The organism is Vibrio sp. 10N.239.311.G01 (assembly GCF_041465805.1).
Lineage (GTDB): Bacteria > Pseudomonadota > Gammaproteobacteria > Enterobacterales > Vibrionaceae > Vibrio > Vibrio crassostreae_C.
On sequence record NZ_JBFSRM010000001.1, the window covers coordinates 303,252 to 325,368 of the forward strand.

Consider the following 22,117-nt stretch of genomic DNA (forward strand, 5'->3'; position numbering starts at 1 on the left):
CACCGAACACAAATAATCAGCGGCCAATGATCACGAGTATCATTGGCCAATCGCATATTGATAATAATTGTATCAAATAGGGTATGAGGACTCATCCCTAAGGGCTATTTCTCGTCGGTATTTTTATCCGTTAACTCTTTCTGCTGGTCTTTTGGTAGATGCTTATAGATATAAACACCAGTGAGCAAGGTGAAGAGCAAGGTCGCGATGAGTAGACCAAACACTTTGAAGTTGACCCAAACATCCAACGGTAGGCTGAAAGCAACGTAAACGTTGAGAACGGCACATAGGGTAAAGAACAGCGTCCATGCCCAGTTGATCTTGCCCCATACCGAATCAGGCAGTGTGATCTCTTTGCCTAACATACCTTTAATCGCTGATTTGCCTATGATGTGACTGACCGTCAGGCCAATCGCAAACAGTGCGTAAACGATGGTGACTTTCCATTTAATGAAGTTGTCGTCGTGCAAGAAGATGGTCATGCCACCAAATACGGCAACCATTAGAAAGGTGATGACCTGCATTTTTTCGACTTTCTTGTAGATGAAATAAGTCAAAATAATTTGAACTGCAGAGGCAACGATCAAAGCGCCGGTCGCGGTATAGATGTCGTACATCTTATAAAGCGCAAAGAAAATAATGAGAGGAATGAAATCAAGAATTTGTTTCATGAGACACTGACTATCCAGTTAGTTGAGTTGCTGACAGTCTAACGAAAACTGTCTCGATGCTAAATAGCTCGAGACAATTGGGTGCCAATTAATTCAATCTAACCACTCATCGTGTTTAAAGAGTTGAAGCAGGTTATCGCATTGACGAGGTTTGATAGCGAGGTATCAGCTTTTTGATATCTTCAAGGTAACCTTCGCTCTTTAAGCTGTCTAAGGTGTTTTCGAGCTCTTGCTCACTCATGGCAAAACATGTCGATTTACCGGTCGTTAAGTCGAGATACTCGTGATATTCACGCTCTGTGAAGTGGCCAATTCTGTCCATTAATAGGGTTTTAATTCCATGGTGAATCAAGCCGTAATACGTATGTCTTTGTAAGGTCATAGCCTATCCTCCGTGACAAGCTGCAGTGAAACTGGTGCAACCTGCTGTATATTGGTTGGGTTATCTATGACAAAGCAACTCGAATGCCATTTTCTCCAACGGAACAGAATAAATTCCAGGCTAAATAGAATTGAACTTCTTTTCAAATAGTTAAAGGAAGGTACGTTCTATTCTCTGACAATCAATACGAAACAGACATCAAATAGTTTCATTTTGAGAACGGAAAAATTCTCATTATGACGCTCTCCTGCCGCTTATAAAGAGGCCTACCAACAATGATTGCCGCTAATCGACGAGCCAATCAACAAGCGTAGATAAGGATGTATTTTGTCGATTCTTGGGTTGCAGCAAGAAGTAACCATTTCCAGAGAAGACACTGCCTTCACTCACTTTCACCAATCTACCCAAATCAATATCTTGCTTGGCCAGCGTGATGTCGCCTATGGCAATGCCAAACCCTTGAATGGCGGCGTTCATAGCTTGATCGAGTGTTGCGAATTGTTGGTTGTTCTTGCTTGAAAGGTCGTGGCTGCCTATGTGCTCTAACCAAAGTCGCCAATCACTTTGCTCATTGTTGGCGTGTAGCCAAGTGTATTGGGCAAGCTTGTGTGGCTTGATGATGGTCGATGCGTCGTCGACAAGATGGCTCTGTGTAATGCTTTGTGCTTGGCAAACGGGCGCTAGCTGCTCGTTAAACAATAATTGGCTGATAATCGATTGTTGGTTTGGCTTCTTACCATAGGTAATTACGGCGTCAAACGGATCAAAGCTTGGTTCGAAGACGTGCTTGATGGTCGACGTCAGTTCGACATCAATTTCAGGATAGGCTTGCTGAAAAGACATCAACTTAGGTAGTAGCCAAGAGGTAATACAGCTCGGTGCGTTGAGTTTGATCTTAGACGGAGAGCTAGCCACTTGATTTAGAGCCGATTGCAGCTGATGAATCGTTCCTTGTATCAGGGGAACCAGTTCTTCTCCTTTCGGCGTTAAAGACAATCCGCGAGCATGGCGATAGAAGAGATCACAGCCAAGGCTTTCTTCAAACGACAATACCTGACGACTCACTGCACCTTGCGTAACATTGAGCTCATGTGCCGCGCGTGTAAAGTTGAGGTGCCTTGCCGTAGACAAAAACGCGAGCAAGGTTTTGGTTGAAGGAAGTGTGCGATTCATATCTTTACCTATGACTTTTTATCATGGCTATTATGTGATTATTTCGATTCATTTATCAATAGTGTTCTGTTTGAATGTAAATACTTAATCATCATTTGTGATTCAATATTTGTATAAGTCACATTTTTTGAATATGAAGGCAATGATGAAGACATTGTGATTTTGTGAAAGGGATAGCTTCTTGACATCTTTTATTGATAGCTTAGTGCCTCAGGCTGTAAAAAAATTAATACCTTATCAATCGGCAAGAAGAATTGGTGGTGATGGACGTGTCTGGCTAAACGCCAATGAATTGGAAAGCTCGCTGTTTCAAGGAGAAGCAAGTCACAACCGATACCCAGACTTCTTACCACAAGATATTGCTAAGGCTTATCAAGATTACTGTAGTACCGATGCCGCGACTGTGGCTGTTCGTGGTGCAGATGAAGCGATTGATTTGCTGATCAGAACATTCTGTAAACCGGCGTGCGACAACATACTTATCTGCTCTCCAACGTATGCGATGTATGAGTTTTGCGCTGATGCATTGGCGATTAATACCTTGGACTCTCCATTGCAGGAAGACTTTAGCCTGAACGTCGCTGATATTGTGAATAAGGCAGAACTGGCGAATATCGTGTTTCTTTGCTCACCAAACAATCCAACGGGCAATGTGATTCCTAAATCGGATTTGATTCAGGTATTGGAAGGCACGATTGGGAAGTCGCTAGTGGTCGTCGATGAAGCGTATATCGAATTTGAACCACAAACGTCAGCCGTTAGTCTTATTGAACGCTATCCACATTTGGTTGTGATTCGCACCTTGTCTAAGGCATTTGGACTGGCTGCGGTTCGTTGTGGTTTTATCTTAGCGAGTCAAAATGTGATGCAGTATGTCGCGAAGCTGATTCCACCGTATCCGATGCCAGATTGCTCATCTCAAATCGTGCTAGACGCTTTGTCCGATGAACGAGTCTCAGTGATGCAAGACGCGACGCAAAAGCTGGTTGAACTACGTAACTGGTTTGCTTGTGAGCTAACGCGGTTTGATTTCATCGAGTCTGTTTACCCTTCATCGACAAACTTCATTTTGCTGCGTCAAAAAGCAGGGCACCAAGTGTTCAGTGTCTTGGCGAAGGACGGCATTGTGACAAGGAACCAAAACCATGAACCGGCTTTGCGTAACTGTGTTCGAATCAGTATTGGTAGCCAAGAGAGCATGCTAGAAGTGATAACGTCACTAACACGTTACCAAACCGAATTAGAACAGAGTCAACAAGGCAAACAAATTCAACAAGCTCAACATAAAGAAATTCAATCTCAACTCGATAAAGATCATATCTAGGATGGCAATGATGAAAAAGATAATACTAGGACTCGCTTGTGCGGCCGCTTTACTTGGTACAACGGTACAGGCGAAAGAAATCCGTTTAGCGTCGGACTTTACGTATCCGCCATTCAACTATAAAAACAGCGACGGTGTGCCTGTCGGGTTTGATATTGAGATAGCTGACGCCTTGTGTGAGCAAGCTAAACTCGATTGTACTTGGGTTTCACAAAGCTGGGATTCGCTAATTCCAAGTTTGTTGGCAAGAAAGTCGGATGTGATCATGGCTTCGATGCGCATTACCGAAGAGCGTAAGCGTAAAATCTTATTTACTGACAAGTACTACCAAACACCAGCCGTATTTGTTGCTGCTAAAAGCGCAGAATTCAGCGTTGATGAGGCAGGCTTAGCGGGTAAAACCATCGGTGTTCAGCAAGGTACGATTCACGATCGCTACGTAACCGACAAGTTTGGTAGTGTTGCCAACATTAAGCGTTACACAGGGCAAGATGAAGTGTATCTGGATCTGCAAAACGGTCGCTTAGATCTAACCTTCGGCAACTCAGATCAACTGTCATTGGCTTTCTTAGATAAGAAAGAAGGCGAGGGTTTTGAGTTCAAAGGCAAAGCCGTTACCGACAAAGCCTACATCGGTGAGGGTACGGCGTTAGCATTAAGAAAGCAGGATTCAAAATTGGCGAAACAATTCAATGCTGCGATTGAAGAGATCAGAGCAAACGGTACTTACGACAAGATCGCCGCTAAGTACTTCACGTTTGATATCTATGGCGCTGATTTGTAATTCGTTTAACGCCTAAAAATTAGAACACCAAAAACAAAAATCCGAGGGCTGTAAGGCTCTCGGATTTTTGTTACAAACAATTCATCCTCTCAAGCTTCTCTCTATTGCCTTTATCTATTCTTGTTACCTAAATCCAACCGAAAACCTTGCCTTCATCACCTCACAAAGCACTGTTCACGACTCGCGTTTTCGAGCGAGGAGACCTTCTTTGTCGTGCTCCATAACTGAATTTAATGTCTTAAAATAACATAAATAGATCGATACTCTTTTACTAAGAGATTGTTCTTAAAGCAGTTGAAAGTAATCGAAATTACAAAAAAATCCAAAGTAGAACTGATTAATGGTCTAATTAGTCCCAAATATGATTGGTATCACAATCAATTAGGTTCTCAGGCCAATAGATAAACCTTAGTTCACAAAATATACATATAGTATTGTAATACAAGATTCATAGGGTAAGAATATTGTAATGAAACGTTACTGCTATGAGCGATGTGCAATTGAACGTTAGATTTCAAACTTAGCTATAGCGTTGCATATAAAAACTGTACCTCTTACAAAATGGATTCTGGAGAAGAACATGAAAAAACACCTACTGACGATTGCAGCGGCTTCAATTCTTATGGCATTTGGCGCTCAAGCAAAAACTTTGACGTTAGGGCATGCAATGTCATTAGAAAGCGCAGCTCACCAAGGCATGGTGATCATGGCTGATAAAGTTAAAGAAAAATCGAATGGTGAACTTACGATTAAGATCTTTCCAAACGGTCAATTAGGCTCTGAACGTGACCAAGCGGAGCAAGTTGTTACTGGCGCGATTGATATGGCCAAAATCAATGGTGGGTTAGCCGAATCTTTTGAACCAACGTTTAAGGTTAATGCACTGCCTTTCTTATTCCGTGACGTTCCACATATGAGAACCTTCATGCGAAGTGAAGCTGCACAAGAGATGCTGCTTTCAAGCGAAGGTAAAGGTTTCATCGGTCTTACATTCTATGATTCAGGCACACGTAGCTTCTACGCTAAGAAAGCCATCAACTCACCAGCAGATCTAGCTGGCATGAAAGTTCGAGTTCCTGGTTCTCCAACCATGATGGAAATGGTTAACTTACTTGGTGGTAAAGCAACACCTGTACCTTTCAATGAGGTATACACGGCTCTGCAACAAGGTGTAATTGATGGTGCTGAGAATAATATTTCTAGCTTAGTTGAAATGAAACACAGTGAAGTTGCCAAATTTTACTCTATGGACCAGCACATGATGACACCTGACGTGATCATCATTTCAGAATACAAATGGGGTTCATTAACGGCAGAAGAGCAAAAGATCTTAAAAGAAGCTGCTGCTGAGTCTCTTGAAGAGCAGATCAAAATCTGGGATGCAACAGATGACATGAACAAAGAGAAAGGAATGAAAGAAGGTGTCACGTTTGTTGAAGTTGATAAAGCCCCTTTCCGTGCAGCTGTTAAACCTATGATTGATGAGGCGAAAAAAGATCCAAAACTAGCTCCATTCATTGAAAAAATTGAAGCTCTTTAATCAGTCTTAGTGAAAATATAATTTTGCCTTGGCTTTGCTAAGGCAAAATTTTTTGAGGTATCACACCATGTTAGCAACTTTCAGAAACCTACTTGATAGGCTGATTCTTTTTGTCTCTTCTTTTGCACTAATGTTACTTGTCGTTACTGTCACTTGGCAGGTCTTTAGTCGCTATGTTTTGAATGATCCAAGTAACTGGACTGATGAACTTGCTCGTTATGCGATGGTATGGCTTGGCTTATTAGGAGCAAGCTACTTATTCGGTATCAAAGGACACTTAGCAATAACGTTATTGGATGGTTATCTTAAGGGTAAAGCACATATCGCATTACATGTGCTCATCAATTTCATTTCTGGCGCATTTGTATTTCTAGCAATGCTTCAAGGTGGCATCGCCTTAATGGGAAGAACCACACAACAACTCTCTCCAGCACTACAATTACCGATGTCGACGGTGTATTCAATCTTGCCGATTTCAGCCGTTATTATCCTCATCTATTTGGTCATGAATACGTTTGATCTTTTTTGTGAACCCAACAAAAAATAAGTTTTAAAAGGACTCTATATTATGGATTTGTCCATTGGTGTTTGGCTGCTAGGCCTATTCTTATTCATGATCGCGATAAGCATGCCGATTGCGATTGCAATTGCCATGTCATCTTTAACCATCATGTATTTCATCTTACCGTTTGAAGTCGCCAGTATTACTGCGGGTCAAAAAATCATTACCGGTATTGATAGTTTCAGTTTATTAGCCATCCCTTTCTTTATCCTCGCGGGGAATATAATGAATGTAGGTGGCATCGCGAGTCGACTCATCAACCTTGCAAAGCTCTTGGTTGGTTGGATCCCGGGCTCACTTTTTCACGTGAACATCTTCGCCAATATGATGTTTGGCGCCGTTTCAGGATCAGCCGTTGCAGCAGCAGCTGCGGTTGGTAAAACCTTAGGCCCAGAATTAGAAAAAGATGGTTATGATAAAAACTTAGCAACAGCAGTAAACGTTGCATCTTGCCCGGCAGGCTTATTAATACCGCCGAGTAATTCACTGATCGTATTTTCAGTGGTATCGGGTGGAACATCCGTTGCGGCGTTGTTTATCGCAGGGTATGTCCCAGGTATTCTAATGGGCTTAAGTTGTATGGTCGTCGCCTATTTCATCGCTAAAAAGAAGGGCTACAAAACAAGTGCGAATGACGGCTTCACAACGAAAGATGTGCTGAATATTGTTTGGCAAGCAACACCAAGCTTAGGGCTTATTGTTGTTGTTATTGGCGGTATTATTGGTGGTATATTCACTGCAACAGAAGGGGCATGTATAGCGGTTCTATACTCTTTTATACTGTCACTCTGTTACCGAACCCTCAAATGGGCACACTTTCCGATAATTTGTAGAGAAACGGTTCAGGTTACTGGCATTATGCTGTTCTTGATTGGTGCTTCTACCATTATGTCATGGGCAATGGCGTTTACCGGTCTACCAACCATGATCAGTGATTGGATGCTCTCTATTTCAGACAATCCAATTATCATCTTTATTCTGATGAACCTGATTCTACTGATTGTGGGTATGTTTATGGACCTTACGCCAGCCGTATTGATCTTTACCCCTATCTTTATGCCGATTGCTGAGCATTTAGGCATGCATCCAATTCACTTCGCGATGATGATTATCTTCAACTTATGTATTGGCATTGCAACGCCACCCGTTGGTACGGCGCTATTTGTGGGTTGTAGTGTCAGTGGCTCTAAGATTGAAAACGTTATAAGAAGTATCATGCCGTTTTGTGCCGTATTGATCGTCACACTGTTGGCCATTACTTTTATTCCTGAAATTAGTTTGGCTCTGCCTCGTGCGTTTGGACTCATCAATTAGCCTGACAAGGGTGAGATTTACCGAATCAATATCGATCATTACCTAATAAAAAAACCGCCTCATGAAGGCGGTTTTATTTATCAATCAAACTGAAGCTTAATATTACGCTTGCTGTTTTTGTAGCTCAGCTTCTTTCGCTTCGTCTTCGATTAGAGAATCAACGATGACTGCACATGCTGCATCACCAGTGATGTTTAGAGCAGTACGGATCATGTCGAAGATACGGTCTAGAGCGAACAACAGAGGTAGACCTTCAATAGGGATACCAGCTGCTAGAAGAACCGCAACCACTAGGAAAGAAGGACCTGGAACACCTGCTTGACCAACTGCGCCTAGAGTCGACGTTACGATGATAGCAATGTAAGCGCCCATAGACAGGTCGATGTTGAACAGCTGTGCGAAGAAGATAGCAACTAGGCCGTAGTAAATTGCGTTACCAGACATGTTGATCGTCGCACCAAGTGGCAGAACGAATGAAGCCGTAGAGTTACGAACGCCAAGTTCTTTCTCTACCGTTTCCATTGTTACTGGCAGTGTCGCCATTGAAGAGGCTGTTGATAGTGCAACCGCTTGAGGCTTCTTCATTGCCACTAGGAACTTCTTAGCAGAAGTCTTAGTGAAGATTTGAATCATTAGCGGGTAAGCAACAAAGCCGAAGATCAGAATCGCAGCGATGTAGACAACGAACAGTTTGAACACAACCATAAGTGCGCCAAAGCCGAATGTACCCACAGCTTCTGCCATTAGGCCGAATACGCCTAGTGGTGCAATGATCATAACCTTGTTGATCATCCAAACCATAGCGTCAACAATCGCGTTTACGCCATTGATGATAGGGTCACGTTTCTCTTTCGCTTGTTTAGAAATCGCAATACCGAAGAATAAGCAGAAAACTAGAATTTGCAGAATGTTTGCTTCATTCAGTGATTGGAAAACGTTGGTCGGGATCATGCCTGTGATGGTTGCCCAGAACGTTGGAAGTTCACCTTTCGCAGCGTATTCAGAAGAGAACATGCCTTCAACGCCAGAAACATCGATACCACGACCTGGTTCGAATATTTCACCCATTACTAGCGCTAGTGCTACAGCAAGTGCAGACGTTAGTGCAAAGTAACCTAGAGTGGTCACGCCCACTTTACCTGCTGATGAGCTGTTGCCTAGACCAGCAGCACCTGAAATTAGGGCAACCGCGACTAGAGGGATAACCAGCATCTTGATCAAATTGATGAAGATAGCACCCAGTGGAGCGAACATAGTTGCGCTGTCACCCATCATCGCACCGACTAGGGTACCGATGATCATTGCAATAACGACTTGAACGCCGATGTTGCTTAGTAAACTCTTTTCTTTTAACACTTCCATAACCTCTGTGCTACTAAATATAAAAATCCCAGAACTACTCACCAATGTACGATGTACCATTGGATTAATATTTCGCGAGAAGTTTTACACGTATCTTTTACATTTATCAATATGAGCAGAGATGAAAGAACACCAAAAAGCAGTAATCAAATGTCATTTGATGATTTTTCACACTAAAGCAAACGTTTGCCTTTTGGTTTGTCATTATTTTTATAAATGGTGGTGATGTTTTGGTGGGGTATTATAGGTGTGCTACAGGTTTGTATGAGGTGTTGTTTTTATCAGGAATTTAACAATTGAGAGGGTTTGGACGTGTTCTCGGAGAAAAACTCCCACAGCGCAAATTATCGCACTAGTGGGAGCCTATTTATTATTTTTGCGTTGCCGCTTTCATTGGCGTAACAAACTCAGCAAGTGCTTTAAGCATTGCTTCTGGTTGTTCAACGTTGTTTTCAATGATTTTCACAACCGCAGAGCCAGAGATAGCACCAGCAGCGCCAGCTTCGATGGCTTCTTTTACTTGCTCAGGAGCAGAGATACCGAAACCAAGCAGTGCTGGTGGCGCATCAAACTTGTTCAAACGGTCAAGTAGGGCTGTCACAGGCATGTTTGCTTTGGTTTCTGCACCCGTTACGCCAGCACGAGAAAGTAGGTAAGTGTAACCACCACCTAGCTCAGAAACCGATTGAAGCGTCTCATCACTTGCTGTTGGTGGAGCAATAAAGATTGGGTGAATACCAAACTTCTTAGCTGCAGCAACAAACTCGCCACTCTCGTTGGTTGGTACATCAGCAATCAATACTGAATCGATACCTGCATTCGCACAACGCTCGTAGAAGTTCTCGATACCACGTGCGTACACCAAGTTTGCGTACATCAGTAGGCCGATTGGCAGATCTGGGTATTTAGCACGAATTTGACCAATAAGATCAAAACACACATCTGGCGTTACTTTTGAATCTAACGCGCGAATATTTGCGCCTTGGATTGTCGGGCCATCTGCAAGCGGATCGGAGAATGGAATACCAAGCTCAAGTGCATCTGCACCCGCTTCAACCAAAGTTTCCATGATCTTAAGAGACTGCTGAGGGTTAGGATCGCCAACCGTTACGAATGGTACAAATGCGCCCTGATTCTTTTCAGCTAAGCGAGTGAAGAGTGATTGATAGCGATCCATTATAATGCTCCTTTCTCTTTAAGAATGTCGTGTACAGAGAAGATGTCTTTATCACCACGACCAGATAGATTAACCACTAATAGCTGTTCTTTCTCTGGGTCATCGTGAGCCATTTTAACAGCATGAGCCAAAGCATGAGATGACTCTAGCGCTGCGATAATACCTTCTTTACGTGCAATCAATTGGAACGCTTCTAGCGCTTCGTCGTCGGTCACGTTGTCGTATTCAGCACGGCCAATAGCATTTAGGTGCGCGTGTTGAGGACCAACTGATGGGAAGTCTAGACCCGCAGATACAGAGTAAGACTCTTCTACTTGGCCGTTCTCATCTTGCATCAGTGGCGCTTTCATGCCGAAGAAGATACCGGTTTTACCGTGCTTAAGCGGCGCGCCGTGTTGGTCGGTATCAATACCTTTACCAGCAGGCTCTACACCGATTAGGCGTACAGACTCTTCTTCAATGAAATCCGCGAACATACCGATAGCGTTTGAACCACCGCCGACACAAGCGATAACCGCATCAGGAAGGCGACCTTCACGAGCTAGAATTTGGTTCTTCGTTTCTTCACCAATCATGCGTTGGAAATCACGAACAATCGTTGGGAATGGGTGAGGACCCGCTGCAGTACCCAATAGGTAATGCGCGTCTTCATAAGTTGCAGACCAGTCACGTAGTGCTTCGTTACACGCATCTTTTAGCGTTGAAGAGCCAGAATGAACAGGGATAACCTCTGCGCCCATTAGCTTCATACGGAACACGTTCGGGCTTTGACGTTCAACGTCTTTTGCACCCATGTAAACACGACACTTAAGACCTAGTAGAGCACACGCTAGAGCCGTTGCCACACCGTGTTGGCCTGCGCCAGTTTCAGCGATGATTTCCTGCTTACCCATACGTTTTGCTAGCAATGCTTGACCAAGAACTTGGTTTGTCTTGTGAGCACCGCCGTGAAGTAGATCTTCACGCTTTAGGTACAGTTTTGTTTTTGTACCTTTTGTTAGGTTGCGTGCTAGCGTTAGTGCCGTTGGACGACCAGCGTACTCTTGAAGAAGCGTCATGAATTCGCTGCGGAACTCAGGATCGGCTTGTGCATCGATAAATGCTTGTTCAAGTTGGTCTAGTGCTGGCACTAGGATCTGCGGTACGTATTGACCACCGTATTCACCAAAGTAGGCATCGAGTTTAGCCATTGTGTTATTCCTTCAATTCTACTGATGTGTATTCACACCAAGTCATTTAATCTTGTTTGAGCTTCGCAAAAGGCAAAGCTCACAAATATGTTTTTAGTTTCTGCTTTCTAATTTCTAGCGCCGAGCTTGGACTAGTAATTACGAATCGCAGCAAAAGCACGTTGCAGTTTGTCTGCGTCTTTTTTGCCTGGAGCAGATTCAACACCAGAGTTTAGGTCTAATCCTAAGCAACCCAACTTAGCCGCTTGGTTAGCATTTTCTGGGGTTAGACCACCCGCCAACATGATTGCGCTTTGGTTGTTGATTAGGTTCCAATCGAACACTTGGCCTGTGCCACCAGTTTGAGAACCCACTTTAGTATCTAGCAGGTGACGAGTCACGTTGCTTTCCAGTAATTCTGGTAGCGAGCTCTCAGCATCGGGAGAAACACCGTAAGCTTTCCAAATCTCAACGCTTTCAGGTAGTGACTGTTTTAGCTCATCGACAAACGCTTGAGACTCATCACCGTGCAATTGCACAGCGAACAGGCCTAGCTCAGAAACCGTTTTCGCAACGTCAGTAACGCTGTGGTTTTGGAACACACCCACGTAGTTCAAAGGTGCGCCGCTCATAGTCAAACGAGCCGCTTCGATATCCACATGACGCTTAGATGCTTCAACGAATATCAGACCACCGAATACCGCACCAGCTTGATAAGCCTTTGCTGCATCGTCAGAGTGAGTTAAACCACACACCTTGTTTTCACCCAGTGTTACTTTGCGTACCGTAAGCTCGAGGTTCTTCTCTGCCATTAGAGAGCTACCGATTAGGAAGCCATCTGCAAACGTTGAAAGGTCACGAACTTGTTGATGTGTGTAGATGCCAGACTCTGAAATCACAACTGCGTTTGGAGCCAGTTCGCGAATCAGCGGCGCCAACTCTTTAGTACGGTTCAAATCAGTCGAAAGGTCACGAAGATTACGGTTGTTAATGCCGATCACCTTAGCGTTTAGAGCGACTGCACGGTGAAGCTCTTCTTCGTTGCTGACTTCGGTCAATACACCCATGTTGAGTGAGTGAGCGACTTCCGCCAGCGCTTTGTACTCTTCGTCATCTAATACCGATAGCATTAACAAGATAGCATCAGCTGAGTAATGACGAGCTAGATACACTTGGTAGGTATCAACCATGAAGTCTTTACACAGGATAGGCTGCTTAGCAATGCTGCGAACTTTAGGTAAAAACTCAAAGTCACCTTGGAAGTACTTCTCGTCTGTCAGCACAGAAATCGCGTTTGCGTGGTTGTTGTAAACAGAAGCAATGTAGTCGAGGTCAAACTCGTCACGGATTAAACCTTTTGACGGAGAGGCCTTTTTACATTCAGTGATGAAAACCGTTTGTTCTCCGCTCAGAGCGTCATAAAAGCTGCGGTCTGTTGCAGTTAGTGACGCTTTAAACTCGTCTAATGGTTGAGTCTGCTTACGTGCTTCAACCCATTGGTATTTATCACGAACGATTTTTGCTAATACTTCCGCCATTTCAGCTTCTTTGACTGAAACGTGGGTCGACAGTTTATCGGTAGTCTGTGTCATGTTCTTTGTCTCGATTCGTCGTTCGTTAGGCGTGTGCAGCAAGCTTTTGTACAAGCTCGTATGCTTTGCCAGAGTTCATCGCGTCAATTGCTTGCTGTGCGTTGGCTTTTAGGTCTTCGTGACCAAACAGACGCATCAGTAGAGCAACGTTGACTGCCACTGCGCCAACTTGACCATCAGTGCCTTTACCCGTCAGGATATCGGTTGTGATGGCTTTGTTCTCTTCTGGCTCGCCGCCCTTGATTGCTTCAAGAGGGTGAGTGTTCAAACCAAAGTCTGCTGGTGTCACTGTGTATTCGTGAATTGTGCCATCTTTGATTTCAGCAACCATGGTTTCGCCGTGAATCGCTACTTCATCAAGGCCGCTACCGTGAACAACCGCCGCGCGCTTCATGCCCATTTGCAGCATGGTTTCTGCGATAGGGCGTACCAGCTCTTTGCTGTAAACACCCATTAGCTCGATGTTAGGGCGAGCAGGGTTAATCAGTGGGCCAAGAATATTGAAGATAGTGCGCGTTTTCATTGTTTGACGAACCGGCATCGCGTGACGTACACCAACGTGATATTGCGGAGCAAATAGGAATGCTACGCCAAGTTCATCAACAGCCGTACGTGTGTCTTCAGCTGTCATCGCTAGGTTGATACCGAACGAATCCAGTAGGTCAGAAGAGCCTGATTTGCTCGATACGCTGCGGTTACCGTGCTTCGCGACTTTTAAGCCACACGCTGCGGCAACAAATGCAGAAGTCGTCGAGATATTGATGGTGTTGTGACCGTCGCCACCTGTACCTACGATGTCTGCGAAATCGTAATCAGGGCGCGGGAACGGGTTTGCATTCGCAAGTAGTGCTTTTGCTGCGCCTGCAATTTCATCGGGCGTTTCGCCTTTGATTTTCAGTGCAGTTAGCGCAGAAGCCATCAAGATTGGGTCTAGTTCACCCTTGATGATCACATCAAATAACTGTTGGCTTTCTTCTTGAGTAAGAGACTGCTGTTCGTAAAGTTTATTAATCTGTTCCATGATCGTTTCCTATTTTCCAGTCTTTTCAAGGCGAAGAGGTTTCTCAAGAGCCCATTCGATAGCGTTTGCTAGAAGCGTTGCACCGTAGGTCGTCATAATTGATTCAGGGTGGAATTGGAATCCACACACCTTGTCTTGTTCTTGAACCACAGACATCACCAAATCATCTACTTCAGCGGTCACCGTTAGGCTATCAGATACATGCGTTGCCACTAAAGAGTGGTAGCGAGCGATAGCCAATGGCGAAGGTAAGCCTTGGTAAGTCGCATGGTTTTGGTGTTCCATCATCGACACCTTACCATGAATGATTTCGCCAGCGCCTGCAACGGTGCCGCCATAGGCTTCAACAATCGCTTGGTGGCCTAAGCAAATACCAATCATTGGCACTTTACCTTTTAGAAGCTGAATCAGCTCTGGCATACAGCCCGCATCTGCTGGAGCGCCAGGGCCTGGTGAAAGCAGTGCAACAGGGTTGTCTAGTTCGTTGATCGCAGCTTCAACAACCTTTGCCGGAATGTTGTTACGGTAAATCTTTACGCTGTGACCTAATGAACGAAACTGGTCTACAAGGTTGTAAGTGAACGAGTCGAAGTTATCGATGAATACAATATCAGCCATGATTACGACTCCTTCTTATTTGTTAGGTTCTTAGTATGAGCTGCTTGAATCGCTGAGATAACCGCTTGTGCCTTGCCGCGAGTTTCATCGGCTTCTGCTTGTGGGTCTGAATCGAATACCACACCAGCGCCAGCTTGTACTTGTGCTACGCCATCTTCAACGTAAGCAGAGCGAATTACGATACAAGTATCTAGAGTCCCTTCACCGGTTAGATAACCGACTGCACCACCGTAGCTACCACGACGCGTTTTTTCTACGTCACGAATAAGCTGCATTGCGCGGATTTTTGGTGCGCCCGTTAGCGTGCCCATGTTCATACAAGCTTGGTAAGCGTGCAGAGCATCTAAGTCTTCACGGAGCTGACCAACAACACGAGAAACCAAGTGCATTACATGGCTGTAGCGGTCTACTTTCAGTAAGTCTGCTACGTGGCGAGTGCCAGCTTCGGCAATACGTGCCACATCGTTACGCGCTAGGTCAACTAGCATCATGTGCTCGGCGTTTTCTTTCTTGTCGGTACGCAGTTCAAGCTCGATACGGCTGTCTAGGTCGAAATCGATTTGACCGTCAGGGCGCTTACCACGACGACGAGTACCAGCAATCGGGTAGATCTCGATTTGGTTGGTTTCTGTCTCGTATTTCAGCGCGCTTTCTGGAGATGCACCGAACAGAGTAAACAGCTCGTCTTGCATGTAGAACATGTAAGGGCTTGGGTTGCTTTGTTTGAGTTCTTTATAAGCCGCCAGTGGGGCAGGGCAAGGTAGAGTGAAGCGGCGTGAAGGTACCACTTGGAATACATCGCCTTTAACTACGTACTCTTTTAAATCACGAACCGTTTGGCAGAAGTCTTCATCTGAAACGCTAGGTACAGCTTCAACGTTGTCTAACGGCGTTACTTCAGTGATGGCTTTCAGGGACTGACACTGAGTTTGAATGTCGGCTAGACGGTCAGTTAATTGCGCTTTGATGTTGTCATCTTGAGCAAATAAGCTCGCGTGAAGTAGGCCTTCGTTCTCTTGGTGATCGAAACGCAATAGTGTTTCAGCTACGTAGAATACAAAGTCAGGACAATTGTTGGTTGCTTCAGCATCACCTAGTGGCTCAAAGTTTGCCACGATGTCGTAAGCGAATAAGCCCGCCATGAATAATGCGTGTTTGTTATCCGCGTCTTGCTCAAAGCTGTGCTGAACCAAACGCAGTGCATCGAATGAAGAGGCTTCTCTTAAACGTGAGTCTTCGTCTAATTCGTTGCTTGGTTCGATAAAAGTCAGCGTCAAAACGTTATCAGTAAGGTCAGATTTAATTTCTGCTTTCACGTTTTGAGTGAGATGTTCGATAAGCGCTTGACCGTTTTCAGTCAATGCTTGAAAGGTTACTTCATGTCCGCGACATACGATGCGAACAGCAGAGTCGATAAGGAGTAGGCTTGTCAGGTTCTGTTTAGATTCAATCTCGGCAGATTCCAACAAAAGACTATCAGTTTTGTTTTCACACAAAGTATGAAAAACGCTGGTTGGATCTTGCGAGTAAGGAACTGAGGAATTGATGACCTCAATGGTTCCCAGCTTTTTGATTTCAATGGCCTTGTTCACAAGACCTCCTTTATGATTCTTTAAATTTCCTGCCGTACATAGTCGCATAAAGATACCTTTCACCCAATCTAGAATATGGTCAATTCGATGATTTGTTAGTCAGTTGAATGTGAGATGTTCGACAAATTAAAAAGCCCGCTATTAAAGCGGGCTTAGTGATAACTTTTTTATAAACAAACTGTTTAACTAGAAGTACACGTTAGCCCACCAAGAACTTGTCCAAGTGCGCCACCAATTAAGCTCTGAACTTGCTTCTACTGAAGAAAGTTCTAAAACTTTATCTTTATGGTTTTGGTTAAATTCTTGTAACATGGTGAACCTATCAAATGTGATACTTCGTATTTTTGTACTAGTTAACTAGTTTTCTGCTTGCGGGTCAAGTGTGTTGACACAAATATAACGATAAAAATTGAAAACAATGAAAAAGAATATATGAGAATTGATCTACATAGTCATACAACAGCCTCAGATGGCCGACTTACTCCACCTGAGCTAATTGACCGAGCGCTTGGCTTTAACATCGAAGCGCTAGCGATTACAGATCATGACACGACTGATGGGCTTGCTGAAGCACGCAGCTACATTGCGGATAACAACCTTCCTATTCAGTTGATAAACGGCATTGAGATTTCGACTGTTTGGCAAAACAAAGATATCCATATTGTTGGGTTAAACGTTGATCCTGAGTCACCAGAACTCAAAGCGCTCATTGAACAACAGAAGCAACACCGTATTGGGCGTGCTGAGATGATCGCTCACCGTCTTGAGAAAGCGACTCGTGAAGGGGTGTTAGAAGAAGTTAAATTGATTGCGGGTGATGCACCAATCACTCGCGCTCACTTTGCTAAGTGGCTAGTCGACAATGGCTATGCGAAAACTATGCAGCAGGTGTTTAAAAAGTTTCTTACTCGTAATAACCCAGGTTATGTGCCGCCAACTTGGTGTTCAATGAGTGATGCTGTCACGGCTATTCATGCTGCTGGTGGACAAGCCGTGCTCGCTCACCCTGGGCGATATGGCCTTACAGCCAAGTGGGTTAAGCGCCTGCTAGCGGCATTTGTTGAAGCGAAAGGGGATGCGATGGAAGTAGCTCAACCTCAGCAAGCGCAACAAGAAAGACGCACACTCGCGGATTATGCTATACAATACAAACTATTAGCCTCCCAAGGCAGTGATTTCCATTACCCATCTCCGTGGATGGAACTTGGACGCAATCTCTGGCTACCTTCTGGGGTCGAAGAAGTATGGAAAGATTGGGAGTTTCAAACGGTTTCACCATCTGAATAGTCTTTAGGTGAGCCAGCTCCTTCTGATGATAGAGTCGAGAGATTCGATAACGAGGATCAATAATGAGCCAGTTTTTTTATGTACACCCAGATAACCCACAAGCACGCTTAATTACTCAAGCGGTTGCGATTATTCGCAATGGCGGCGTTGTGGTTTATCCAACAGATTCCGGTTATGCGCTGGGCTGTCAGCTTGAAAACAAACAAGCACTTGAACGTATCTGTAAAATTCGTCGCATCGATGACAAGCACAATTTCACCTTGTTATGTCGTGATCTTTCTGAATTATCACTGTATGCACGCGTCGATAACGTGGCTTTCCGTCTACTGAAAGCACATACACCAGGTGCTTACACGTTTATCTTTAAAGCAACCAAAGAAGTGCCAAAGCGTTTGATGAACGCCAAGCGTAAAACGATTGGTATTCGTGTTCCAGACAACAAGATTGCACTCGACCTTTTGGAAGCGATGGGTGAACCATTAATGTCGACGTCTCTGATTCTGCCGGGTAACGAGACTACGGAGTCGGATCCAGAAGAAATTCGTGACAGCCTAGAGCATGCGGTTGATGTGATTTTGAATGGCGGTTACTTAGGTGAGCAACCGACGACGGTTATTGACTTCAGTGACGATGATGCCGTGGTTCTACGTCGTGGTGCTGGCGATCCTGCGCCGTTTGAATAATCGCTTTACTGATTAACAGTCTGTAACGATACAGCAAACCTGCCACAGTAAATAACAAGTGCTTTTTGGCAGGTTATTTGCGATAATACGCGACCGCGATTTGGTCGCGAAAAATTCATTCGACGTCTGTGAAGACGACAATTAGGTAGAAAAGAGTAAATGAGCGAAAAATTACAGAAGGTTTTAGCGCGAGCTGGTCACGGTTCTCGTCGTGAACTAGAAGGTTTAATCAAATCTGGTCGTGTAAGTGTTAACGGTCAAGTTGCGAAACTGGGCGAGCGTCTTGAAGACGAGAACTCAGTGATCCGTATCGATGGCCATACTGTTTCAGGCAAGGCTTCTGAAGAAGTGGTTTGTCGTGTACTTGCTTACTACAAACCTGAAGGTGAGCTTTGTACTCGTCACGACCCTGAAGGCCGCCGTACTGTTTTCGATCGTCTACCTAAGATCCGTGGTTCTCGTTGGATTTCAGTTGGTCGTCTTGATGCAAACACATCAGGCCTTTTGCTTTTCACTACTGATGGTGAGCTTGCAAACCGTCTAATGCACCCAAGCCGTCAGGTTGAGCGTGAGTACCTAGTACGTGTATTCGGTGAAGTGACTGAGCAAAAAGTTAAAAACGTTACTCGTGGTGTACAACTAGAAGACGGCATGGCTCGTTTTGAAGATGTTGTTTACGCTGGTGGTGAAGGTATGAACCATACTTTCTACGTAGCGATTAACGAAGGTCGTAACCGTGAAGTTCGTCGTCTTTGGGAATCTCAAGAAACGACAGTAAGCCGCCTGAAACGTGTACGTTACGGTGATATCTACCTTGATAAGAAACTGCCTCGTGGCGGTTGGAAAGAGCTAGATCTTCAAGAAGTTAACTACCTGCGTGAGCTTGTTGAGCTTAAGCCTGAGAAAGAGACACTGTTGGATCTTGATCCTTCAAACACTTCTCGTAAGCGTGAGCGTTCTCGTAGCCAAAAAATTCGTCGTGCTGTTAAACGTCACGAAGAGCGTGCAAACGCACCAAAAGGCCGTAGCAACCAAACTAAGCGTAAGAAGCCTGCAACTCGCGGTACTACAACACCTGATTCAGGTCGTAGCGCTCCAGCTGCAAACAAAGGTAAACCTCAGGCTAACAAAAGTAAGCCTAAACTGAACAACGGTCGTCCGGCTAAACCAGCTAAGCCAAGAACACGTCAGTAATTACGTAATTTCTTACGCGTAAAGCTTCATTAGCTGAAAGCACTGAATACTAAAAAACCTGCTCATTGAGCAGGTTTTTTTACGTCTGGAGAAATAGCAGATGCGGGATGCGAGTAACCGAGTATCGAAAACATGCTGCCATAAGTGACAGTAAGCGAGCTTTTCGCATCTCTTATCTCGTATCTCGTTTCTTTTACTTATGATTCGAAAAGTTATCGCCTTTCGCCAGTCGGTCGTAAAGCACAACATTCACTGATGCCGCTAGATTCATACAGCCGTTGGTCGGAACGTAAATCGTCTCACGACAGAAATCTGTGATTTCTTTCTTTAGCGTGCCATCTTCTGGGCCAAAAATGTAAAACGCACGTGGTGGGTGCTTGTAATCAGGTAGAGGCTTAGCACCTTCAATCAGATCAACAGCAACCGGCACGCAGCCTACTGGAATAATATCTTTCAGCTCTTCAACACCAATCAAAGGCAGGGCTAAGTGCTTTTCTTTGGTATCGGTATGGAATTTTCGCGCATGGTCGTAGCGTGTGCCAGTGTAAAACACAGAGTTGGCGCCGTAGCAGCCAGCTGCTCGCATCACTGAGCCTACGTTTTCTGGCGTCTTTGGGTTAACTAGGCCAATGCAGGCATAGCCTTTTGATTGTGTGTCTGTTTTTGCTTTGGTCATAATCAGTGAATCTAACGTTGATGATGAAAGTGATGAATCACGATGGAAAATAGCGTGATAAAAATAGCCGAGCAATGGGCTCGGCTAACTTTTAACTCGCTTACATGAATACTTGTTTACTCATGCAGATGAGCGTCAACAGCGGTATTAGTCGCGTTTCCACAGCATGTGACAGAACTTATGTTCTGGATCACGGCTGATTAACATGCGAGCAAATACGTCGTCTAGAACGTCATCAGCTTCATTCACAAGACCAATGCGCACTTCAGCGTAGATTTCTTTGTCGACTTCAAAGCCAACATGTTCAACCCAATCATCGCCAGTTTCAACAAGTTCTGCAGCACCACGATCTTCAAACTGAGCTGTGAATAGAATCACGTCTGCAGGTTCAAGATTATCAGGTGCCATCTCTAGAAAGATGTCGTATGCAGTATCAATTGCATCGTCGTAAGACATTAGGTCGTTAGCTTCGGTCATAATAAGTATCTTAGCTTGCGCGGTTCATGTATTTACGTTCAGCAGTGTTTACTACTACTTTGTCGCCAGTCGCGATGTATTCAGGTACTTGAATAGTAAGACCTGTAGAAAGACGAGCAGGCTTAGTACGAGCAGACGCTGATGCACCTTTGATTGAAGGATCAGTCTCTTCGATAACTAGTTCAACAGATGTTGGTAGCTCAAGCGTTGCAGCGTTGCCGTCGATAAGGATCGCGTACATGCCTTGAGTTTCTTCGTTGATGAACAGTAGTTCGTCTTCGATAGTCTCACCGTTGAAGATGAATTGTGTGTAATCTTCGTTGTCCATGAAGATGTACTCGTTGCCATCAACGTAAGAGAACATTACTGCACGCTTAGTTACGTCAATAGTTTCAACAATTTCGTCAGCCTTGTGGCGAACTTCAGTTTTAACGCCAGTTGCTACATCGTTACCACGGAAGCGGTAAATCTTTTGGCCGCCACGGCCGCCTGGTGTTGTTACTTCGATATCTTTAACGATCACTGTTTTGCTTTCTACTGTGATAGCAAAACCTTTTTTAATTTCACTTGCTCTAGGCATTTTGTGTTTGTCCTTAGTGGGTCTATCCGCTGATTATATCTCGGAGATGCTATAAATAGGAATAGCTTGAATCATAAAGTCACCTAGGCGATCATAGAGTTATAGTTAAATCATTATTTTATTTACCGAAACGACCTATGCAGCTACCCGTTATTGACCCAACACAGCCTTTTCAACCTGAATTTCAACCTGTGGTTAACGATCTGATTACCTTTCTAAAAGGTGGGTTAGGATCTAATCTGCACAGTATTTATATTTATGGCAGTGTGGCTCGTAAGCAAGCCGTCTTCGGTCGCTCCAATCTAGATGTGGTTGTGGTGACCCATCGACCGTTTCCTGACCAACGAACCACTTTGTTGAACACCATCAAATGGCGTTTCCAAAAGAGCTTCCCGCAGGTAACTCAAGTGGCGATAAAAACTACCTTAGTGAGTGAGATAGTCGATTTCGACAATATCTTCACTTGGGGTTTTATGCTCAAGCATTTAGCCGTGTGTGTGCATGGTGAAGACTTATCAGACTGCTATGGTGATTTTGAAACAAGTTGGGAAATCGCTAAGCACTGGAATATGGATGCGGAAAACTGGTTGGCGGTGTATCGCAACAAGATCGCACGAGCGACAACGCCAGAACAACAAGTCGCTGCGCAGGTGATTATTGCCAAGAAGCTTCTACGGGCGAGTTACTCACTGGTGATGTACCGCGATAAATATTGGTACGATGATCCTGTTGAATGTGGCCAACAGTTCTTGAAGTATCACCCAGATCGAGAAGTCGAAATCCAAAGGTTGGGCATTTTACTTTCTGGTCGACCAATCCCTAAACGTTCGGTGATCGGTATTCTTGATGGCTTTGGTGAGTGGTTGATTAAGCAGTATCAGAAAACCGAGTTCAGAATCGGATAGAGATTTATAACCGATCCATTGATACTAAAAAGCA

General features: G+C 44.4%; 23 protein-coding genes and 1 other annotated feature. Of the genes, 9 read left to right on the forward strand and 14 right to left on the reverse strand.

Annotated features, from left to right (window positions below; all coding sequences use genetic code 11):
• Positions 1–104: 104 nt before the first annotated feature.
• From AB6D06_RS01305 to AB6D06_RS01315, 3 genes are all read right to left on the reverse strand, one after another.
• The gene (locus AB6D06_RS01305) at positions 105–671 is read right to left on the reverse strand and encodes a septation protein A (protein ID WP_372109836.1); all 567 of its coding nucleotides are present in this window, start codon (positions 669–671) and stop codon (positions 105–107) included.
• A gap of 133 nt (positions 672–804) precedes the next feature.
• On the reverse strand, positions 805–1,053 hold the full coding sequence (locus AB6D06_RS01310; protein ID WP_017069991.1) for a hypothetical protein: 249 nt from the start codon (positions 1,051–1,053) through the stop codon (positions 805–807).
• Positions 1,054–1,338: 285 nt separating this feature from the next.
• A complete protein-coding gene (locus AB6D06_RS01315) occupies positions 1,339–2,226 on the reverse strand; it encodes a LysR substrate-binding domain-containing protein (protein ID WP_017063534.1) in 888 nt (295 codons plus the stop codon).
• A 181-nt stretch (positions 2,227–2,407) separates the two neighbouring features.
• On the opposite strand from AB6D06_RS01315, the gene hisC reads away from it, so the two are divergent.
• From hisC to AB6D06_RS01340, 5 genes are all read left to right on the forward strand, one after another.
• A complete protein-coding gene (gene hisC, locus AB6D06_RS01320; RefSeq protein WP_102427834.1) occupies positions 2,408–3,550 on the forward strand; it encodes a histidinol-phosphate transaminase in 1,143 nt (380 codons plus the stop codon).
• 10 nt (positions 3,551–3,560) lie between these two features.
• Positions 3,561–4,334, forward strand: a complete 774-nt coding sequence (locus AB6D06_RS01325; RefSeq protein ID WP_029235360.1) for an ABC transporter substrate-binding protein — start codon at positions 3,561–3,563, stop codon at positions 4,332–4,334.
• 580 nt (positions 4,335–4,914) lie between these two features.
• Positions 4,915–5,874: a TRAP transporter substrate-binding protein gene (locus AB6D06_RS01330; RefSeq protein WP_017063537.1), complete on the forward strand. Its 960-nt coding sequence runs from the start codon at positions 4,915–4,917 to the stop codon at positions 5,872–5,874.
• A gap of 67 nt (positions 5,875–5,941) precedes the next feature.
• Positions 5,942–6,421 carry a TRAP transporter small permease gene (locus tag AB6D06_RS01335; protein WP_017094468.1) on the forward strand — a complete coding sequence of 160 codons (480 nt, stop codon included), beginning with the start codon at positions 5,942–5,944 and terminating at the stop codon, positions 6,419–6,421.
• A gap of 21 nt (positions 6,422–6,442) precedes the next feature.
• Complete coding sequence (locus tag AB6D06_RS01340) at positions 6,443–7,750, forward strand: TRAP transporter large permease (protein WP_010438025.1); 1,308 nt, start codon at positions 6,443–6,445, stop codon at positions 7,748–7,750.
• A gap of 102 nt (positions 7,751–7,852) precedes the next feature.
• On the opposite strand, the gene AB6D06_RS01345 is transcribed toward AB6D06_RS01340, so the two are convergent.
• The 8 genes from AB6D06_RS01345 to AB6D06_RS01380 all read right to left on the reverse strand — a co-directional run bounded on the left by AB6D06_RS01345 (position 7,853) and on the right by AB6D06_RS01380 (position 16,593).
• Entirely contained in the window at positions 7,853–9,172 is a 1,320-nt protein-coding gene (locus AB6D06_RS01345; protein WP_346393668.1) for a dicarboxylate/amino acid:cation symporter, read from the reverse strand.
• Positions 9,173–9,482: 310 nt separating this feature from the next.
• The gene (trpA, locus tag AB6D06_RS01350; RefSeq protein ID WP_017070760.1) at positions 9,483–10,289 is read right to left on the reverse strand and encodes a tryptophan synthase subunit alpha; all 807 of its coding nucleotides are present in this window, start codon (positions 10,287–10,289) and stop codon (positions 9,483–9,485) included.
• Positions 10,289–11,479, reverse strand: coding sequence for a tryptophan synthase subunit beta (trpB, locus tag AB6D06_RS01355; protein ID WP_017067402.1), 1,191 nt, complete (start codon positions 11,477–11,479; stop codon positions 10,289–10,291). The genes trpA and trpB overlap by 1 nt, the downstream gene beginning before the upstream one ends.
• Before the next feature lie 131 nt (positions 11,480–11,610).
• Entirely contained in the window at positions 11,611–13,050 is a 1,440-nt protein-coding gene (gene trpCF, locus AB6D06_RS01360) for a bifunctional indole-3-glycerol-phosphate synthase TrpC/phosphoribosylanthranilate isomerase TrpF (RefSeq protein WP_372100514.1), read from the reverse strand.
• Positions 13,051–13,075: 25 nt separating this feature from the next.
• The gene (gene trpD, locus AB6D06_RS01365) at positions 13,076–14,071 is read right to left on the reverse strand and encodes an anthranilate phosphoribosyltransferase (protein WP_017063543.1); all 996 of its coding nucleotides are present in this window, start codon (positions 14,069–14,071) and stop codon (positions 13,076–13,078) included.
• Positions 14,072–14,080: 9 nt separating this feature from the next.
• A complete protein-coding gene (locus AB6D06_RS01370) occupies positions 14,081–14,689 on the reverse strand; it encodes an aminodeoxychorismate/anthranilate synthase component II (protein WP_017063544.1) in 609 nt (202 codons plus the stop codon).
• Between the two features lie 2 nt (positions 14,690–14,691).
• Positions 14,692–16,281 carry an anthranilate synthase component 1 gene (locus AB6D06_RS01375; RefSeq protein ID WP_017063545.1) on the reverse strand — a complete coding sequence of 530 codons (1,590 nt, stop codon included), beginning with the start codon at positions 16,279–16,281 and terminating at the stop codon, positions 14,692–14,694.
• 125 nt (positions 16,282–16,406) lie between these two features.
• Positions 16,407–16,521, reverse strand: a sequence feature (Trp leader region).
• On the reverse strand, positions 16,468–16,593 hold the full coding sequence (locus AB6D06_RS01380; protein ID WP_009848753.1) for a trp operon leader peptide: 126 nt from the start codon (positions 16,591–16,593) through the stop codon (positions 16,468–16,470). Its footprint overlaps the feature before it by 54 nt.
• Positions 16,594–16,713: 120 nt before the next feature.
• Between AB6D06_RS01380 and rnm the strand changes: the two genes are divergently transcribed.
• The 3 genes from rnm to rluB all read left to right on the forward strand — a co-directional run bounded on the left by rnm (position 16,714) and on the right by rluB (position 19,445).
• On the forward strand, positions 16,714–17,568 hold the full coding sequence (rnm, locus tag AB6D06_RS01385) for an RNase RNM (protein ID WP_017061496.1): 855 nt from the start codon (positions 16,714–16,716) through the stop codon (positions 17,566–17,568).
• Positions 17,569–17,630: 62 nt separating this feature from the next.
• On the forward strand, positions 17,631–18,251 hold the full coding sequence (locus AB6D06_RS01390; protein WP_009848751.1) for an L-threonylcarbamoyladenylate synthase: 621 nt from the start codon (positions 17,631–17,633) through the stop codon (positions 18,249–18,251).
• 159 nt (positions 18,252–18,410) lie between these two features.
• Positions 18,411–19,445, forward strand: a complete 1,035-nt coding sequence (rluB, locus tag AB6D06_RS01395; RefSeq protein ID WP_017055112.1) for a 23S rRNA pseudouridine(2605) synthase RluB — start codon at positions 18,411–18,413, stop codon at positions 19,443–19,445.
• A 193-nt stretch (positions 19,446–19,638) separates the two neighbouring features.
• Here rluB and AB6D06_RS01400 read toward each other — a convergent pair whose 3' ends face one another.
• From AB6D06_RS01400 to yeiP, 3 genes are all read right to left on the reverse strand, one after another.
• Complete coding sequence (locus AB6D06_RS01400) at positions 19,639–20,121, reverse strand: RNA methyltransferase (protein WP_017061495.1); 483 nt, start codon at positions 20,119–20,121, stop codon at positions 19,639–19,641.
• 147 nt (positions 20,122–20,268) lie between these two features.
• The gene (locus AB6D06_RS01405; protein WP_004741258.1) at positions 20,269–20,598 is read right to left on the reverse strand and encodes an HI1450 family dsDNA-mimic protein; all 330 of its coding nucleotides are present in this window, start codon (positions 20,596–20,598) and stop codon (positions 20,269–20,271) included.
• A gap of 10 nt (positions 20,599–20,608) precedes the next feature.
• The gene (gene yeiP / locus AB6D06_RS01410; RefSeq protein ID WP_017055115.1) at positions 20,609–21,178 is read right to left on the reverse strand and encodes an elongation factor P-like protein YeiP; all 570 of its coding nucleotides are present in this window, start codon (positions 21,176–21,178) and stop codon (positions 20,609–20,611) included.
• 137 nt (positions 21,179–21,315) lie between these two features.
• Here yeiP and AB6D06_RS01415 point away from each other — a divergent pair, with 137 nt between their 5' ends.
• Positions 21,316–22,083 (forward strand): hypothetical protein, encoded by a 768-nt coding sequence (locus tag AB6D06_RS01415; protein WP_017061494.1) that lies wholly within the window; start codon positions 21,316–21,318, stop codon positions 22,081–22,083.
• The last annotated feature ends 34 nt before the right edge of the window (positions 22,084–22,117 follow it).

Excerpts from the sequence above, each read along its gene's own strand:
- AB6D06_RS01305 (WP_372109836.1), bottom strand. The coding sequence starts at position 671 with ATGAAACAAATTCTTGATTTCATTCCTCTCATTATTTTCTTTGCGCTT.
- AB6D06_RS01310 (WP_017069991.1), bottom strand. The coding sequence starts at position 1,053 with ATGACCTTACAAAGACATACGTATTACGGCTTGATTCACCATGGAATT.
- AB6D06_RS01315 (WP_017063534.1), bottom strand. The coding sequence starts at position 2,226 with ATGAATCGCACACTTCCTTCAACCAAAACCTTGCTCGCGTTTTTGTCT.
- AB6D06_RS01325 (WP_029235360.1), top strand. The coding sequence starts at position 3,561 with ATGAAAAAGATAATACTAGGACTCGCTTGTGCGGCCGCTTTACTTGGT.
- AB6D06_RS01330 (WP_017063537.1), top strand. The coding sequence starts at position 4,915 with ATGAAAAAACACCTACTGACGATTGCAGCGGCTTCAATTCTTATGGCA.
- AB6D06_RS01335 (WP_017094468.1), top strand. The coding sequence starts at position 5,942 with ATGTTAGCAACTTTCAGAAACCTACTTGATAGGCTGATTCTTTTTGTC.
- AB6D06_RS01340 (WP_010438025.1), top strand. The coding sequence starts at position 6,443 with ATGGATTTGTCCATTGGTGTTTGGCTGCTAGGCCTATTCTTATTCATG.
- AB6D06_RS01345 (WP_346393668.1), bottom strand. The coding sequence starts at position 9,172 with ATGGTACATCGTACATTGGTGAGTAGTTCTGGGATTTTTATATTTAGT.
- trpA (WP_017070760.1), bottom strand. The coding sequence starts at position 10,289 with ATGGATCGCTATCAATCACTCTTCACTCGCTTAGCTGAAAAGAATCAG.
- trpB (WP_017067402.1), bottom strand. The coding sequence starts at position 11,479 with ATGGCTAAACTCGATGCCTACTTTGGTGAATACGGTGGTCAATACGTA.
- trpCF (WP_372100514.1), bottom strand. The coding sequence starts at position 13,050 with ATGACACAGACTACCGATAAACTGTCGACCCACGTTTCAGTCAAAGAA.
- trpD (WP_017063543.1), bottom strand. The coding sequence starts at position 14,071 with ATGGAACAGATTAATAAACTTTACGAACAGCAGTCTCTTACTCAAGAA.
- AB6D06_RS01370 (WP_017063544.1), bottom strand. The coding sequence starts at position 14,689 with ATGGCTGATATTGTATTCATCGATAACTTCGACTCGTTCACTTACAAC.
- AB6D06_RS01380 (WP_009848753.1), bottom strand. The coding sequence starts at position 16,593 with ATGTTACAAGAATTTAACCAAAACCATAAAGATAAAGTTTTAGAACTT.
- rnm (WP_017061496.1), top strand. The coding sequence starts at position 16,714 with ATGAGAATTGATCTACATAGTCATACAACAGCCTCAGATGGCCGACTT.
- AB6D06_RS01390 (WP_009848751.1), top strand. The coding sequence starts at position 17,631 with ATGAGCCAGTTTTTTTATGTACACCCAGATAACCCACAAGCACGCTTA.
- rluB (WP_017055112.1), top strand. The coding sequence starts at position 18,411 with ATGAGCGAAAAATTACAGAAGGTTTTAGCGCGAGCTGGTCACGGTTCT.
- AB6D06_RS01400 (WP_017061495.1), bottom strand. The coding sequence starts at position 20,121 with ATGACCAAAGCAAAAACAGACACACAATCAAAAGGCTATGCCTGCATT.
- AB6D06_RS01405 (WP_004741258.1), bottom strand. The coding sequence starts at position 20,598 with ATGACCGAAGCTAACGACCTAATGTCTTACGACGATGCAATTGATACT.
- yeiP (WP_017055115.1), bottom strand. The coding sequence starts at position 21,178 with ATGCCTAGAGCAAGTGAAATTAAAAAAGGTTTTGCTATCACAGTAGAA.
- AB6D06_RS01415 (WP_017061494.1), top strand. The coding sequence starts at position 21,316 with ATGCAGCTACCCGTTATTGACCCAACACAGCCTTTTCAACCTGAATTT.